The following is a 15,099-nucleotide window of genomic DNA, read 5'->3' as shown; positions in this document are numbered from 1 at the left end:
GCTCTTGCTATCCTGTCAAAAAATGACAGGAGCCGTGGATGAGCAAGACGCAGCCGAGCAATGCGCAGCACAACGTGGAGCATGAGCGCCTGGGCAGCGCCTGGCAAGGCGTGCCGGCGCCCGACTATCCGGAAACCGCGCCGGAGGGCGCCACCCTGGACCTGCTGCTGAACGCCTGGCTGGGCAAGTTCACGGGCGGCATTTCGCCGGCCGCGCTGGGCAACGCGTATGCCGACTGGCTCAGCCACCTGGCGCTGGCGCCTTCGAAACAGCAAACCCTGCTGCAGGAAGCGTGGAAGAAGATCGGCCGCTGGCAACAGTACGCCATGCAATCGGCCATGGCTGGCGGCGCCGCCGAGCCGCCGTGCATCGCGCCGCTGCCGCAGGACCGGCGCTTCGAAGACCCGGCCTGGCAGCGCTGGCCCTACAACCTGGTCTACCAGGGCTTCTTGCTGCAGCAGCAATGGTGGCACCGCGCCACCACGGGCGTGCGCGGCGTCGCGCCGCACCACGAGGATGTCGTCACCTTCACCGTGCGCCAGTGGCTCGACATGCTGGCGCCGTCGAACTTCCTGCTGACCAATCCCGTGGTGCAGCAAGCGACCCTGGAAAGCGGCGGCGCCAACCTGGCGCGCGGCATGACCCACGCGGCCGAGGACTGGCAGCGCGCCGCCCTGGGGCCGCACGCGCGCGACCAGCGCACGTATAAAGCGGGCGTGAACGTGGCCGTCACGCCGGGCAAGGTGGTTTACCGCAACGACTTGATCGAATTGATACAGTACGCGCCCACGACCGCCAGCGTGCATGCGACGCCCCTGCTGTTCCTGCCGGCGTGGATCATGAAGTTCTATATTCTCGACCTGTCGCCGCACAATTCGCTGGTGCGCTACCTGGTGGCCCAGGGCCACACGGTGTTCATGATTTCCTGGAAAAATCCGCAGGAAGAAGACCGCGAGCTGTCGCTGGAAGACTACCGCCAGCTGGGCGTGATGGAGGCGCTCGACGCCGTCGTGCGCATCACGGGCGCGCCGCAGGTGCACGCGGCCGGCTACTGCCTGGGCGGCACCCTGCTGGCGATCGCCGCCGCGACGATGGCGCGCGACGGCGATATGCGCCTGGCCAGCCTGACCATGCTGGCCTCGCAGGTCGATTTCAAGGAACCGGGCGAACTGTCGCTGTTCATCGACGAGAGCCAGGTCAGCTTCCTGGAAGCGGCCATGTGGAAGCAGGGCTACCTCGATACGAAACAGATGGCGGGCGCCTTCCAGCTGCTGCGCTCGAACGACCTGATCTGGTCGCGTCAGCTGCGCCATTATCTGCTGGGCCTCGACGAGCAGGACAGCGACCTGATGGCCTGGAATGCGGACGCCACGCGCATGCCCTGCCGCATGCATTCGGAATACCTGCGCCGTCTGTTCCTGCACAACGACCTGGCCGAAGGGCGCTACCGCACGGCGGGCCGCCACATCGCCCTGCCCGACATCAAGGCGCCCATCTTCGCCGTCGGCACCCTGACGGACCACGTGGCGCCGTGGCGCTCCGTGTACAAGCTGCAGCTGCTGACCGACACCGACGTCACTTTTTTGCTCACTTCGGGCGGCCACAATGCGGGCGTGGTCTCGCCGCCGGGCCAGCCGCACCGCAGCTATCAGCTGGCCACGCACCGCCACGATGCGTCCTACATCGACGCGGACAGCTGGCAGCGCGAGGTGCCGCACCATGACGGTTCGTGGTGGCCCGCCTGGCAAGCCTGGCTGGCGCAGCGCCCGGGCGCGCAAGCGGCGCCGCCGGCCATGGGACCCGACCTGGGCGATGCGCCAGGCAGCTACGTGCTGCAGACCTGACAACCAACTACCGAGGAAAACGCCATGCCCTACACCACCCTGCTGGTCCACGTCGACAATTCCCGCCACTGCGCCCAGCGCATCCGCCTGGCCGCGCGCCTGGCCGTTGCCGAAGGCGCGCACCTGATCGGTTCGGCCATGAGCGGCATCTCGCGCTACGCGTATGGCGGCGGCGTCAACGCGCTGCAGTTTGCGCCGGCGCAGATGCAGGCGCTGCGCACGCAGGCCAGCGAGGCCTTGCACGATTTCGAGCGCATCGCCCGCGAGGAAGGCCTGGGCACCTACGAAACGCGCTTCGTCGATGACGACGCGCAAGGCGCGCTGCTGCTGCAGGCGCGCTATTGCGACCTGCTGATCCTGGGCCAGACGGATGCGCAGGATACGCCGTCGCGCGTCATCGCCGGCACGGCCGAATACCTGATGCTCCATTGCGGCCGGCCCGTGCTGATGGTGCCGCACGCGCCTTGCGCCGTGCCAGCGGCCATCGCGCAGCATCCGCTGCTGGCCTGGAACGGCAGCGCCGAAGCGCTGCGCGCCATCACCGACGCGCTGCCGCTGCTGCAACGGGCCCGGCAAGTGACCCTGGCCGTCGTCAATTCGCACGCCCAGCCTGCCGCGCACGGCGAGCAGCCGGGCGCCGACCTGGCCCTGTACCTGGCGCGCCACGGCGTCAACGTCGAGGTGCTGCAGCACGACACGCCGCCGGGCCAGGACGTGGGCGCGGCCCTGCTGGCCATGGCAGCGCAACGCCAGTGCGACCTGGTCGTGATGGGCTGCTACGGCCACATGCGCCTGCGCGAGGCGCTGCTGGGCGGCGTCACGCGCACGGTGCTGCAAGAGATGACGTTGCCGGTGCTGGTGTCGCACTAGCGCGGCCGGGAAAACCTTCAGCCGTCCTTCACCGGCCCCTCATCCGTGCTTCATGCGCGGCGCCGATACTGCTCATGCCCCCCAGGAGTACAGCATGAGCAATACACCCGACGCCAGCACGCATTGCCACACCCGCCGCCTGCTTTTGCTGGGCACAGCGGCGTTGGCCACCGTGGCCGCCTGCGGCGGCAGCGGCTTACCGTACAGCGCCCGCGCGACGGACCGGCAGATCGCCGTCGCCCCCGGCGTCAGCCTGCATGTGCGCGACTGGTCGTCAGCACAGGGGGGCGCAGGCGACGACGTGATCGTGCTGCTTGCCGGTCTGGGCGCCAACGCCTGCGCGTTCGACAGCCTGGCGGCCGCCCTTCCCGGCAGCCGCCGCCTGGTGATACGCGACGGTTTCCACCGCGACTTCTTCATCGAGCATGAAAGCACCGTGGTCGATGCCATCGAGGCCATGCGCTGGGAAGGTCTACAATGAGCGTGCAATTGCCCGCCGCGCAGTGAGCAGTCGGTCACGGCGCGGTCTTCGCCGTTTACCTCGCCCCAAGGAGTATCCGCATGAGCAAGCAAGTCACGATTGTCCTCGTCCACGGTTTCTGGGGCGGCGCCGCCCACTGGAGCCGCGTCATCCTCGAATTGCGGCGCCAGGGCCACACGGCCATCCGCGCCGTCGAACTGCCCTTGACGTCGCTGGCCGACGACGCCGAGCGCACGCGCAAGATGGTGGCGCAGGTGGACGGCCCGGTATTGCTGGTAGGCCACTCCTACGGCGGCGCCGTCATCAGCGTGGCCGGCAACGCGCCGAATGTGGCGGGTCTCGTGTACATCGCCGCCTTCGCCCCCGACGCGGGCGAAAGCCCGGGCAGCATCACGCAGGAGCACCCGCCTCTCGGTGCGGCCAGCCTGGAAGGCGACAGCGACGGCTACCTGTGGGTCAAGCCCGAGCAATACCATGACAGCTTCTGCCAGGACCTCGATGCGGAAGAAGGCGCCGTGCTGGGCGTGGTGCAGAAAGCGCCGCTGGCCAGCACGTTCGGCGACACCGTCAGCGACCCGGCCTGGAAACATCAACCCAGCTGGTATCAGGTGTCCAGCGCCGACCGCATGATTTCCCCCGTCAACCAGGAACGCATGGCGGCGCGCCTGAACGCCCGCAAGGTCATCACGCTGAACGCCAGCCACGCCTCGCTGGCCTCGCGCCCCGTGGAAGTGGCGGCGCTGATCCTGGAAGCGGCTGCGGCGGTGGCCGGAGCATAGGCAAAAAGAAGGCCCCTGGAAATCAGGAGCCTTGTGGCGCAGGACAGGCGATATGCTCCACGCCGGCGGCCATGGGGTACGGCGCCGGCCGGACACGCTATCCACGCCAAGGAGGTTCAGCCACCTGCCATCGACCGCCTTCGCCATGCTATTTCATCGTAGCAGTCAATTGCGCGGCAAAACTCTCCAATATTTGCATGGCGGCACGGCGCCGCCGCTACAGCCAGCCTTCGCGCTTCAGGCGCCGGTGCAGCCACCAGCAGCCGGCGATGATGACGACGATCACGGCCGGATAGCTGCCGCGCCACTTCAGTTCCGGCATGAACTCGAAGTTCATGCCGTACAGGCTGAAGACCATGGTGGGCACGGCCAGGATGGCGGCCCAGGCGGCCAGGCGCTTGACGACTTCGTTCTGGCGGATCGAGATTTGCCCCAGCGCCACCTGCATGGCCGAATTGACCAGCTCGCGCATCTGCCCCGCCGTGTGCGTGACCCGTTTCACGTGGTCGAGAATGTCGCGGTAATAGATGCGGTTTTCCTTGGGCACGATGTCGCCATGGAAACGGATCAGCTGGGTGCAGATGTCGTGCAGGGGATTGACGGCGGAATCCAGCTTCAGCAGCTCCGTCTTGAGCTGGTAGAAATCCTGCAGCTTGTCTTCGCTCAGGCTGGGCTTGAACAGCTGCAATTCATGGTGCTGGAAGCGCGCCTGCAGATGGTCGATGCAGGGCTGGTACTGGTCGACGATGAAATCGATGATGGAATACAGCACGTAGCCGGGGCCGCTGGCCAGTTTCTCGGGCACGCTTTCCTTGCGTTCGCGCAGCTTCGCATAGCCGGCCGAGGGGCCGTGGCGCACCGTGATGATGAAGCGGGGGCCGAGAAAGACGTGGGTTTCGCCATAGGCGATGGCCTCGCCGTCCAGGGTGGCCGTGTGCATCACCATGAACAGGGTGTCGCCGTACTCTTCCAGCTTGGGCCGCTCGTGCGCGCCCTGCGCATCCTCGACGGCCAGCTCGTGCAAGCCGAAGGCCGATTGCAGCGCCTGCATGGCCGCGACGTCGGGGCCGGCCATGCCGATCCACACGAAACAATCGGGGTCGCCGAGAAAGTCGCCCACCTTGTCGATGTCGAAGTGGGCGATCTTCCTGCCGTCGCGGTAGGCTTCGCAATTGACGACGGCGGCGTGGGTACTCAAGTCCATGGTGATTTTCGGCTGATGGCGGCAATATTGGGGGGGCCAGTATAGCGGAAAGACCATGATTTCGATGCCGATCCAGCGTTCCCATTGACATTGAGCCATGTGACAATTCGTGAGTTTTCCCTGTGGAAATATCCGTAGAATCACGGCGCGCCACGGCACGCCTTGCCGGCATCACTGATCCTACTATGAAAAAAATTATTATCACTCTACTTGCAACCACGCTCTCCGCCTGTGGCGGCGGAGGTGGTGGCGATGCCGCACCCGCGCCATCGGTCACCGCGGCCATCAGCAGCGGTACATTGGACGGCAAGTGGAAATGCGCAACTGGTTCGCCAACGCTGGGACAGATCGCCGCCGGCGCCGGCGATACCTTGCAGATATCGGGCCTCGCCTACTACCCTTATCTGGGGGCATCGGCACAAACGCTATCCTTAAACCAAGGCATCATCACCGGCCCCGATACCGCGCATTATGGCGGCGCCGGCAATCTTGCCAGCCGATTGGTCAACGACCGCATCTATCCGGTGATCCACCTTGCCGATAAAATCGGCTATGCCGGCATTTATAGCACGCAAGATGCGCCGATTGGACGGGGCCGGGAATTCCGCCTGAATGCCAGCGGCAACCTGGTGGTGAAAGATTACGCGGTACAATTCCTGTATGACACGGTCTTCTCGGATGCCAGCGGCAAGGCCGCGAACCTGGATATTACCGAAACGACTTGCACGAAAGTATAGTGCCCCCTGCCAGCAAGCCGGCAAGGCGCTGACAGCCTTGCCCTTCCCTCCCCCTACCCCGTCGAAATGACCGCATTCAGGGCGCGCCGCAATTCCTTCAGCCGGGGCGGCTTGCCCAGCACGCAGTTGACGTGCTCGGGATAATCGCTGTCGGCCGCCAGGCGCTGGCCCCAGCCCGTGAGCATGATGATGGGCATGGCCGGCGAGCAGCGGCGCACGGCGCTGGCCACCTTGCGCCCGTCCACGTGAGGCATGCCCAGGTCCGTGATGACCACGGCAAAATCCTCGTGCCTGTCGCGCGCGGCCAGGAAGCAGTCGATGCCGGCCTGGCCCCCATCGGCCGACACCACGTCGTGGCCATCGATTTCCAGGATGTCGCGCAGGGACTTGAGCACCATCGGGTCGTCGTCCACCACGAGGATGCGCAGGCGCGGCGGCACAACGTGAGCCATGTCGGGCGCTTGCTGCCCCTCGTCCGCGGCGCAGGCGGGAAAAACCAGGCGCACCGCCGTGCCCTGCCCCGGCGCCGTGACGATGTCGATGCTGGCGCCATGGCGCTCCATCATGCCGTACACCATGGCCAGGCCCAGACCCGTGCCACGCTCGCCCTTGGTGGTGAAAAACGGTTCCAGGCAGCGGCGGCGCGTATTGTCGTCCATGCCGATGCCCGTGTCGGCTACTTCTATCCGTACCTGGCGCGCCGCCTCGCCCGGCGCGCCGATGCAGCTGGTGCGCACGCTCAGGGTGCCGCCTTCCGGCATGGCGTCGATGGCGTTGAAGACCAGGTTCGTCAGCGCTTCGCGCAGCTCGCCCGCGCTGCCGGGCAGCATAGGCAGGCCGTCCGCCAGCTCCGTGCGCAGGGCGATGACGATGCCGCGCTGCTGCGGCATGTCGCTCCAGCGCGCGCGCGTCAGGTCCAGCACCTGCTGCACCACCAGGTTCGCGTCGATGGGCGAGAGCGCCAGTTGCGGTTCGCGCTGGCGGTAGAATTCGCGCATGCGCGCCACGGTGGCGGCCACGTCGTCGATGGCGCGTTCGATCACTTCCAGGCAATGCCGGCCCTGCACACTGAGATTGGTTTCCGTCTCCAGCAAGGACTCGGTGTACAGGGCGACAGGGGAAATGGCGTTATTGATGTCGTGCGCGATGCCGCTGGCCATCTGGCCCAGCGCGCGCAGGCGTTCCTGCTGCATCGCAGACTGCTGCGTCTGGCGTAAATCGTCATACGCGCGCTGCAGCGCCCCGTAGAGCCGCGCCTGGTTGGCGGCCAGCGCCACGTGTTCGCTCAGCTGACTGAGGAATTCGCACTCGCCGCTGGTAAAGCTGTGCGCGGCGCGGCGCGCCACGATCAGGATGCCGAAGACCGTGTTTTCGGCCAGCAGCGGCGCCATGACGAGGCCGCGCAGCCCCCCTTGCGCCAGGCGCTGCGGAAACGGAAACGCCACTTCGGCGATGTCGGCTTCATACACGAGCTTGCCGCGCACGCAGCTCGACAGGCCGTTCTCGTCGATGGGAATGTGCGCGTGTTCGCTCATCATGAACGATAGCGCCAGCGCTTCGCTGCGCACGCCCACGCACGTCACCTGCAGCGCGTGCTGCGCCGGTTCGTACAGGCAGATGCAGCTGAAATCGATGGGCAGCTGCTCTTCCAGGCTGCGCACCACCACCTGGAAAATGCTGCGCAAATCCTGCCGCTCGCCGATCGAGCGCGTGATCTGCTGCAGCAGGTTCAGGCGCTCGAGCTGTTCATGCACCTTGCGCTCGGCCAGCTCGCGTTCGGCGATCTGCGTTTCCAGGGCGGCATTCGTGTGCGCGAGCTCGTCGCGCGAGACGGTGGTGCGGCGCAGCTTTTCCGTCATGCCGTCGAAGGCGCGCGCCAGGTCGCCGATTTCATTCCTGGTATGCACGCCGAGCACAAAATCGAGCTTGCCTGCGCCGACGATCAGGGTGCCCTGGCGCAGCTTTTCCAGCGGTCCCGTGACGCTGGTCATGGTGAAATAGATCAAACCGGCCACCAGCGCGATGATCATGCCGCCAAACAGCATCACAGCCACGTTGGCCCGCTGCTGCGCATCGAGCACGCCTTGCCGGCTCAATTCGGACAGCCGCATCGCGTCCGAGATCATGCCCTGCACCTTGCCCATGATCTGGCCGGACAGGCGCGACTCCAGCTCGCCCAGCACCTCGCGCCGCTGCGGGTCCTGTCCCAGCTCGCGGTGATTCGCGACGAACAGGTTGAACAGGCCGCCCACGCTTGCCAGGTCGCCCTGCAATTCGCGCAGCAGCTTGCGCTCTTCGTCGCCGTTGAAGGCGGGCGTGGCCAGCAGGCCCGTGGACAGCGACTCGCTGCGCAGCTGCCACTGGGCGCGGGTGCGCGCGCCATGGTGCAGCGCATATTCGATCGACAGGTAGCGCAGCGACGTGACTGCTTGCAGGATATCGGCCGCCGCCTTGTTCTTCGCCAGTTCGCGCTGCATCGCCATGGTGGTGGAAAACAGCACGGCGACGATGATGGCCACGAGCAGCACGCAAAACAGTTCGGCCAGCTTGAAGCGCGTGACGATTTTCATGGTCGCCTTCTCAATGAATGACCGTCACGGCCGATGGCGCCACGGCTTCCAGGCCGTCCAGGTAGACGGCGTCGAGGAAGTTCGGCATCTCGCCGTTCCCGGCCAGACGGTTCTTGATGGCCCAGCGCGCCTCGTCTTCCAGCGCCAGCAGCAAGCGCTGGTCGAGCACGACGCCGAACTGATAACCGTGCCAGGCCGCCTGCAGGCGCTGCGCCTCGCTGGCCGACGCCCTGGCAAACAGCGCGCGCGCGGCAGCGGGCTCGTCCCGGCAAAAGCGCGCGCCGGCGATCAGTGCGCGCAGCACCTTGCGCATCGTCGCCGGATGCGCACGCACGTAGTCGCCCGCGCCGGCCACGTTGAACAGGCCCGCATACACATCTTCGCCATAGAAGATGGCCGCCTTGCCCGCGATGGCATGCGTCATGTCCGTCAGGAACGGTTCCCAGCCGGCCGCGGCATCGACCTCGCCGCGCGCCAGCGCCCCGGCCAGCTGGTCCGGCGCATAGTTGCGCAAGGTGACTTCGGCGGGCAGCAGCTTCTGGCGGTTCAAAAAGGCCTCGAGCGTGAACTGGCCGGAAGTGCCCAACGTGACGCCGATGCGCTTGCCCTTCAGGCTGGCGGGCGAGGACACGCCGCGGTCCAGGCGCCCCACGATGCCGTGGTCGCGCTCGGCCTCGAAGATGCTGGCGATGATGACGACGGACTGGTTCTGCAGGCTGGCCAGCACCACGGGGATGTCGGACACGGTGCCCAGGTCGGCCTTGCCCTGCAGCACGGCTTCCATCGAGGCCTTGCCCGACGAATACGGCTGCAGCAGCGCGTCGATGCCTTCGCGCCCGAAATAGCCCTGCCCGCGCGCGGCCAGCACGGGGCAGCTGCCCACGTACTCCGCATTCACGGCCAGGCGCAGCACTTCCACGGGGCCGGGCGGCGGCGCGGGACGGGCATTGAGCCGCCAGAGGGCCACGGCGGCCAGCGCCACCAGCGGCAGTGCGGCCGCCAGCCAGACCGCCCGCCGCGCCGGCGCCGCGCCGTTCATGCGCTGCACGGCGCCGTGGCCGACTCCAGCGCGCTGTTGACGGCCTCGGAAAACGCCACCAAGTCGATCGGCTTGGTCAGATAGCGGTAAAAGCCCGCCGCCAGCCCCTGGCGGATATCGCCGGGTCCGGCCACGGCCGTCAGCGCGATGACGGGGATGTGCGCGGTGCGGGCGTCGGCGCGCAGCAGCTGCATGACTTGCGTGCCGCTGATGTCGGGCAGGTCGCTATCCATCAGTATCAGCTGCGGCAGGTGGCGGCGCGCCATGTCCAGGCCCGTCTGCCCGTCGCCGGCCGACAGCAGGACGAGATCGGGGCGGAAATGGATCAGGCCCGCCATCAGGGTCACGTTCAGGGGATTTTCTTCCACATACAGCAGCGTCTTGCGCTCCGGCAGGGGCATCGCTTCAGCGGGCCGGGCAATGGCGGACAGGCGCGGACTTTCCTGCAGCGGGTAGCGCGCGGGGCAACTGTCGATATCGAGCCAGAAGGTGCTGCCGCGCCCGGGCGTGCTGGCCACGCCTATGGTCGCCTGCATGGCTTCGGCCAGGCGCTTGCTGACCACCAGCCCCAGGCCCGTGCCTTCCTCGTCGCGCCCGTCGCGACCGAGGCGGTTGAAGGGCTGGAACAGCACCTCCAGCTGCGCGGCGCTCAGCCCGCCGCCCGTGTCGCGCACGGACAGGCGCAGCCGCCGTGTATCGACGGGCTGGCAATCGACGTGGATCTCGCCCTGATCGCGGTTGTACTTGACGGCGTTCGACAGCAGGTTGAGCAGCACCTGCTTGAGGCGCGTGCGGTCGGCCAGCACGTGCACGCTGCCCGCTTCGACGAACGTCAGGGTGATGCCGCGCTTGCGCGCCAGCGGTTCCATCATTTGCCAGCATTCGTGGTAGATGTCGGCCAGGCCCACGGACTCCATCGACAGCGCCATATTGCCCGACTCGATTTTGGCGATGTCGAGGATATCGTTGATCAGCGTCAGTAAATGGCGGCCGGCGCCGAAGATGTGCGAGGCGAAGGTTTTCTTTTCCTGCGCCGTCGAGGGGATGGAATCGGACGTGAGCATCTGCGAAAAGCCCAGGATGGCGTTGAGCGGCGTGCGCAGCTCGTGGCTCATGCTGGCCAGGAAATTGGTCTTTTCCTCGCTCGCCCGCTCGGCCACTTCACGGGCCAGCCGCAAATCCCGGTTCATGGCGTCGAGTTCGGCCGTGTGCTGGCGCAGCAGCAGTTCCAGGCGCGCATTGGCGATGCGCAGCTGGCGCGTCTCCAGCGCCCGCGCCAGTATCAGCAGAATGCCCGACACCTTGAACGGCTTGACGACGTAATCGAGCGCGCCCGCCTTCATCGCTTGCACGGCCGAGGCGATCGTGCCTTCGCCCGTCATGATGATGCAGGCCAGGTCCGGATCGATCAGCCGCGCCGCTTCCACCACGGCGATGCCGTTCATGCCCGGCATCATCAGGTCGACCAGCAGCAGGTCGAACGATTCGATGGCCAGCAGGGCCAGCGCCGCCTCGCCCGAGGCGAGCCCCGTGGTGTCGTAGGCCTGGCCGCGCAAGGTGTCGCACAGCGCGCGCACGTGCGCCAGCTCGTCATCGACGATCAGTATCCGCGGCGGCATTGTTGATCTGTTCATGCATTCTCCTGGCAGCATGGCCTTGCGGATAGGGAAATTTCCCCGCAGCATGCGTTCCGAGCATAGCATCTGAAAATTACCAAAAATACACGCTTTGTCACGCGCGCGCCGGCGCCGGGCAGATGTCAGTGCATGACGGGCAGCCCGCGCAGCAGCTTGTCGAGGGTCAGCGGATAGTTGCGCGCACGCACGCCCGTCGCGTTGTAGACGGCGTTGGCGACGGCCGCCGCCACGCCGCAGATGCCCAGCTCGCCCACGCCCTTGGCCTTCATGGGCGAGGACATGGGGTCCGTTTCGTCGAGAAAAATGACGTCCTGGTGCGGGATGTCGGCGTGCACGGGCACTTCATAGCCGGCCAGGTCGTGGTTGACGAAGAAGCCCCGGCGCCGGTCGACCACCAGTTCCTCCATCAGGGCCGCGCCCACGCCCATGGTCATGGCGCCGATCACCTGGCTGCGCGCCGCTTTCGGGTTCAGGATGCGGCCGGCCGCGCACACGGCCAGCATGCGGCGCACGCGCACTTCGCCCGTGTCGCTGTCCACGCCCACTTCGACGAAATGCGCGCCGAACGTCGATTGCTGAAATTTTTTATCGAGCTCGCCGTATTCCATATGGTCTTCCGCGACGACGTCGCCGTGCAAGGCGGCGGTGGCGAGCGGGACGCTGCGCTCGCCCTGGCTGACTTGTCCATCAGAAAAGCGCGCCTCATTCTCGTCGAAGCCCAGTTTGCCGGCGATGGCCTGGCGCAGGCGCACGCAGGCCGCGTACACGCCGGCCGTCGAACTGTTGCCGCCCCACTGCCCGCCCGAACCGGCCGAAACGGGAAAATCCGAATCGCCCAGGCGCACGACGACCCGGTTCAAGGTCACGCCCAGCATTTCCGCCGCCGTCTGCGCGATGATCGTATAGCTGCCCGTGCCGATATCCGTCATGTCCGTTTCCACGGTCACGATGCCGTTGCCGTCGAGGCGCACCCTGGCGGCGGACTGCATGACGAGGTTGTTGCGGAAAGCGGCCGCCACGCCCATGCCGACGAGCCAGCGGCCGTCGCGCCGCATGCCCGGCCGGGCTGCTCTCTCCTTCCAGCCGAATTCCACGGCGCCCGTGCGCAGGCAGTCGATCAGGCGGCGCTGGGAAAACGGTCTGCCCGGTTTTTCCGGGTCCACCTTGGTGTCGTTCAGGATGCGCAGGACGATGGGATCCATTTTCAATTTTTCCGCCAGCTCGTCCATCGCGATTTCCAGCGCCATCAGCCCCGGCGCCTCGCCCGGCGCGCGCATGGCGTTGCCTTCTGGCAAGTCGAGCACGGCCAGGCGCATGGCCGTCATGCGGTTGGCGCCCGCGTACAGCAGGCGCGTCTGCATCACGGCCGTTTCCGGCTGACCGCCCTTCAGGTCGCCCGACCACGATTCATGGCCGATGGCCGTGATCTTGCCGTCGCGCGTGGCGCCGAGGCGCAGACGCTGGATGGTGGCGGGCCGGTGCGTCGTGTTGTTGAACATCAAAGGGCGCGTCAGGGCGACCTTGACGGGGCGCTGCGCCGCACGCGCGCCCAGGGCCGCCAGCAAGGCTTCCGCGCGCACGAACAGCTTGCCGCCGAAACCGCCGCCAATATACGGCGAGACGATGCGTACCTTGTCTTTCGACAGCCCCAGGGTGCGGGCCAGGTCGCCGCGGCCCCAGTCCACCATCTGGTTCGCCGTCCACACCGTCAATTTATCCCCCTCCCAGGCGGCGATCGAGGCGTGCGGCTCCATCATGGCGTGCGACTGGTCGGGCGTCGTGTAGGTCGCGTCCAGGCGCACGGGGGCAGCCGCATAGGCGCCGGCGAAGTTGCCCGTCTTGCTGTCGGGCTTGCCATCCTTAGGCTTGGCAGCGCTGCCCTTGGCCTTGGCCAGGTCGAAGGCGCCCGGCTGCTCGACGTACTTAACGTCGAGCAACTGCGCGGCCGAGCGCGCTTGCTCGAAGGTTTCCGCCACCACCAGCGCGATGGCCTGATGGTAATGCTCGATGTCCGGCCCGCCCAGCAGCTTCGCCGTGTTCATCTTGCCTTTGCCCAGCTTGCCAGCCGATGCCGCCGTCACCACGGCCAGCACCCCGGGCGCGCGGCGCGCGGCGCTGGTGTCAAGCGAGGCGATGCGCCCCTTGGCAATCGCCGCGCCGACGACGTGGCCGTAGGCCGCGTGCGGCGCGGCCTTGTTCTGTTCGTACGCGTATGGCGCCGTGCCCGTGGTTTTCTGGGGGCCGTCGATGCGGTCCGTGGGGCGGCCGACGACTTTCAGCTGGTCGATGGGGTTGGTGGTCGCAGGTGTCGTGAATTTCATGGCCCTAGCCTTTCTTCGCTTGTGCGTCAGCCAACACCGAGGCGATCGTGCGCTGCGCCAGGATCAGCTTGAAACCGTTATCGGCCGTCGGCCTGGCGCCGGCCAGCAGGCGTTCGCTCACGGCGGCCGCGCCAGCGGGCATGGCCTGCTCGGCGGCGGCAAGCCGCCACGGCTGCGGCGCGACGCCGCCCAGGGCCAGCCTGCCAGTGCCATCGGGCAAGATGATGGCCGCCACGGACACCAGCGCGAACGCATACGAGGCGCGGTCGCGCACCTTGCGGTAGACGTGCGTGCCGCCGATAGGCCGGGGCAAGGTCACGCTGGTGATCAATTCGCCCGGCTGCAGTACCGTTTCCAGCTGCGGCGTACTGCCCGGCAAGCGGTAAAAGTCGGCGATGGGGATGCTGCGCGTGCTGCCGTCGGCCCGCACCGTGTCGATGGCGGCGTCGAGCACGCGCATGGCCACGGCCATGTCGCTCGGATGCGTGGCGATGCAAGCCTCGCTGCCGCCCAGGACGGCCAGCGGCCGGCTGAAGCCGCCGATGGCCGAGCAGCCGCTGCCCGGCATGCGCTTGTTGCAAGCCTGGTTCGTGTCATAGAAATACGGGCAGCGCGTGCGCTGCAGCAGGTTGCCGGCCGTCGTCGCCTTGTTGCGCAATTGCGCCGAGGCGCCGGCCAGCAAGGCGCGCGACAGCACCGCATAGTCGCGCCGCACCGTGGCGTGCGCGGCCAGGGCCGTGTTGCGCACGAGGGCGCCGATGCGCAAGCCGCCGTCCTTCGTTGTTTCCACTGTATCGAGCGCGAGGCCATTGACGTCGATCAAATGCGCGGGCGTTTCGATTTCCAGTTTCATCAGGTCGAGCAGATTCGTGCCCCCGGCGATGAAGCGGGCGCCCGGCGTATTCAAGGCGGCGGCCGCCGCCTCGGCCGGCGTGGCGGCCTTCTGGTAAGTAAACACTCTCATGCCGGCCTCCCCGCCACTTCGGCAATCGCCTCGATGATGTTGGAATACGCGCCGCAGCGGCAGAGGTTGCCGCTCATGCGCTCGCGCAATTCTTCGGGCGTCACCGAGGGGGCCGCATTCAAGTCCGCGCTGACGTGGCTGGGGATGCCCTGGCGCAGTTCGCCCAGCGCGGCGACGGCCGAGCAGATCTGCCCCGGGGTACAGTAGCCGCATTGGTAACCGTCATGCGCGATGAAGGCGGCCTGCATCGGATGCAGTTTCTCCGGCGTGCCCAGCCCCTCGATGGTGGTGACCTTGGCGCCGTCATGCATCACGGCCAGGGTCAGACAGGCATTGATGCGCTGGCCGTCGAGCATGACGGTGCAGGCGCCGCACTGGCCGTGGTCGCAGCCCTTCTTGGTGCCCGTCAGATGCAGGTGTTCGCGCAAGGCGTCGAGCAAGGTGGTGCGCGTGTCGAGTTCCAGGCTGTGGCGCTGGCCGTTGACGTTCAGGCCGACTTTCATCAGGACGGGCGGCGCCTGTCCGGATTGGGCCGCGGCATGGGCCGCTTCGGCTGCCCCGGTCACGCCGGGCACGGCCACCGCCGTGGCCGACAGCGCGCCGGCGATCAGCACGCCGCGCCTGCCGGCGTTGATATGATTACAGTCTGTCAT

Annotated in this window: 12 protein-coding genes; 5 read left to right on the top strand and 7 right to left on the bottom strand. The window is 67.0% G+C overall.

Annotated features, from left to right (window positions below):
- The first annotated feature begins 38 nt into the window (after nt 1-38).
- The 4 genes from ACQ4W4_RS20480 to ACQ4W4_RS20465 all read left to right on the top strand — a co-directional run bounded on the left by ACQ4W4_RS20480 (nt 39) and on the right by ACQ4W4_RS20465 (nt 3,974).
- A complete protein-coding gene (locus ACQ4W4_RS20480) occupies nt 39-1,844 on the top strand; it encodes a PHA/PHB synthase family protein (RefSeq protein WP_436543513.1) in 1,806 nt (601 codons plus the stop codon).
- A 24-nt stretch (nt 1,845-1,868) separates the two neighbouring features.
- The gene (locus ACQ4W4_RS20475; protein ID WP_436543512.1) at nt 1,869-2,714 is read left to right on the top strand and encodes a universal stress protein; all 846 of its coding nucleotides are present in this window, start codon (nt 1,869-1,871) and stop codon (nt 2,712-2,714) included.
- A 94-nt stretch (nt 2,715-2,808) separates the two neighbouring features.
- Nucleotides 2,809-3,195, top strand: a complete 387-nt coding sequence (locus ACQ4W4_RS20470; RefSeq protein ID WP_436543511.1) for a hypothetical protein — start codon at nt 2,809-2,811, stop codon at nt 3,193-3,195.
- A gap of 80 nt (nt 3,196-3,275) precedes the next feature.
- Entirely contained in the window at nt 3,276-3,974 is a 699-nt protein-coding gene (locus tag ACQ4W4_RS20465; RefSeq protein WP_436543510.1) for an alpha/beta hydrolase, read from the top strand.
- A gap of 217 nt (nt 3,975-4,191) precedes the next feature.
- Here the strand turns inward: ACQ4W4_RS20465 and ACQ4W4_RS20460 are convergent, their stop codons facing one another.
- Nucleotides 4,192-5,178 carry a magnesium and cobalt transport protein CorA gene (locus ACQ4W4_RS20460; protein WP_436543640.1) on the bottom strand — a complete coding sequence of 329 codons (987 nt, stop codon included), beginning with the start codon at nt 5,176-5,178 and terminating at the stop codon, nt 4,192-4,194.
- A 185-nt stretch (nt 5,179-5,363) separates the two neighbouring features.
- Between ACQ4W4_RS20460 and ACQ4W4_RS20455 the strand changes: the two genes are divergently transcribed.
- Complete coding sequence (locus ACQ4W4_RS20455; protein WP_436543509.1) at nt 5,364-5,915, top strand: hypothetical protein; 552 nt, start codon at nt 5,364-5,366, stop codon at nt 5,913-5,915.
- A gap of 53 nt (nt 5,916-5,968) precedes the next feature.
- Here the strand turns inward: ACQ4W4_RS20455 and ACQ4W4_RS20450 are convergent, their stop codons facing one another.
- The 6 genes from ACQ4W4_RS20450 to paoA all read right to left on the bottom strand — a co-directional run bounded on the left by ACQ4W4_RS20450 (nt 5,969) and on the right by paoA (nt 15,099).
- Nucleotides 5,969-8,485, bottom strand: a complete 2,517-nt coding sequence (locus ACQ4W4_RS20450; RefSeq protein WP_436543508.1) for an ATP-binding protein — start codon at nt 8,483-8,485, stop codon at nt 5,969-5,971.
- 10 nt (nt 8,486-8,495) lie between these two features.
- Nucleotides 8,496-9,524: an ABC transporter substrate-binding protein gene (locus ACQ4W4_RS20445; RefSeq protein WP_436543639.1), complete on the bottom strand. Its 1,029-nt coding sequence runs from the start codon at nt 9,522-9,524 to the stop codon at nt 8,496-8,498.
- Entirely contained in the window at nt 9,521-11,158 is a 1,638-nt protein-coding gene (locus tag ACQ4W4_RS20440; RefSeq protein ID WP_436543507.1) for a response regulator, read from the bottom strand. The genes ACQ4W4_RS20445 and ACQ4W4_RS20440 overlap by 4 nt, the downstream gene beginning before the upstream one ends.
- A gap of 125 nt (nt 11,159-11,283) precedes the next feature.
- Nucleotides 11,284-13,482, bottom strand: a complete 2,199-nt coding sequence (paoC, locus tag ACQ4W4_RS20435; protein WP_436543506.1) for an aldehyde oxidoreductase molybdenum-binding subunit PaoC — start codon at nt 13,480-13,482, stop codon at nt 11,284-11,286.
- Nucleotides 13,483-13,486: 4 nt separating this feature from the next.
- The gene (locus ACQ4W4_RS20430) at nt 13,487-14,446 is read right to left on the bottom strand and encodes an FAD binding domain-containing protein (protein ID WP_436543505.1); all 960 of its coding nucleotides are present in this window, start codon (nt 14,444-14,446) and stop codon (nt 13,487-13,489) included.
- Nucleotides 14,443-15,099, bottom strand: coding sequence for an aldehyde dehydrogenase iron-sulfur subunit PaoA (paoA, locus tag ACQ4W4_RS20425; protein ID WP_436543504.1), 657 nt, complete (start codon nt 15,097-15,099; stop codon nt 14,443-14,445). Before paoA ends, ACQ4W4_RS20430 begins: the two co-directional genes overlap by 4 nt.

This window comes from Janthinobacterium glycogeni, from assembly GCF_051380725.1.
Classification (GTDB): domain Bacteria; phylum Pseudomonadota; class Gammaproteobacteria; order Burkholderiales; family Burkholderiaceae_D; genus Janthinobacterium.
Note: the sequence above shows the minus strand (reverse complement) of the source record. Positions and strands in the feature narration are given on the sequence as shown.

Bases quoted from the DNA above. Each gene is read 5' to 3' on its own strand.
- ACQ4W4_RS20470 (WP_436543511.1), top strand. From the start codon at position 2,809: ATGAGCAATACACCCGACGCCAGCACGCATTGCCACACCCGCCGCCTG.
- paoA (WP_436543504.1), bottom strand. From the start codon at position 15,099: ATGACAGACTGTAATCATATCAACGCCGGCAGGCGCGGCGTGCTGATC.
- ACQ4W4_RS20460 (WP_436543640.1), bottom strand. From the start codon at position 5,178: ATGGACTTGAGTACCCACGCCGCCGTCGTCAATTGCGAAGCCTACCGC.
- ACQ4W4_RS20455 (WP_436543509.1), top strand. From the start codon at position 5,364: ATGAAAAAAATTATTATCACTCTACTTGCAACCACGCTCTCCGCCTGT.
- ACQ4W4_RS20430 (WP_436543505.1), bottom strand. From the start codon at position 14,446: ATGAGAGTGTTTACTTACCAGAAGGCCGCCACGCCGGCCGAGGCGGCG.
- paoC (WP_436543506.1), bottom strand. From the start codon at position 13,482: ATGAAATTCACGACACCTGCGACCACCAACCCCATCGACCAGCTGAAA.
- ACQ4W4_RS20465 (WP_436543510.1), top strand. From the start codon at position 3,276: ATGAGCAAGCAAGTCACGATTGTCCTCGTCCACGGTTTCTGGGGCGGC.
- ACQ4W4_RS20475 (WP_436543512.1), top strand. From the start codon at position 1,869: ATGCCCTACACCACCCTGCTGGTCCACGTCGACAATTCCCGCCACTGC.
- ACQ4W4_RS20480 (WP_436543513.1), top strand. From the start codon at position 39: ATGAGCAAGACGCAGCCGAGCAATGCGCAGCACAACGTGGAGCATGAG.
- ACQ4W4_RS20440 (WP_436543507.1), bottom strand. From the start codon at position 11,158: ATGAACAGATCAACAATGCCGCCGCGGATACTGATCGTCGATGACGAG.
- ACQ4W4_RS20445 (WP_436543639.1), bottom strand. From the start codon at position 9,524: ATGAACGGCGCGGCGCCGGCGCGGCGGGCGGTCTGGCTGGCGGCCGCA.
- ACQ4W4_RS20450 (WP_436543508.1), bottom strand. From the start codon at position 8,485: ATGAAAATCGTCACGCGCTTCAAGCTGGCCGAACTGTTTTGCGTGCTG.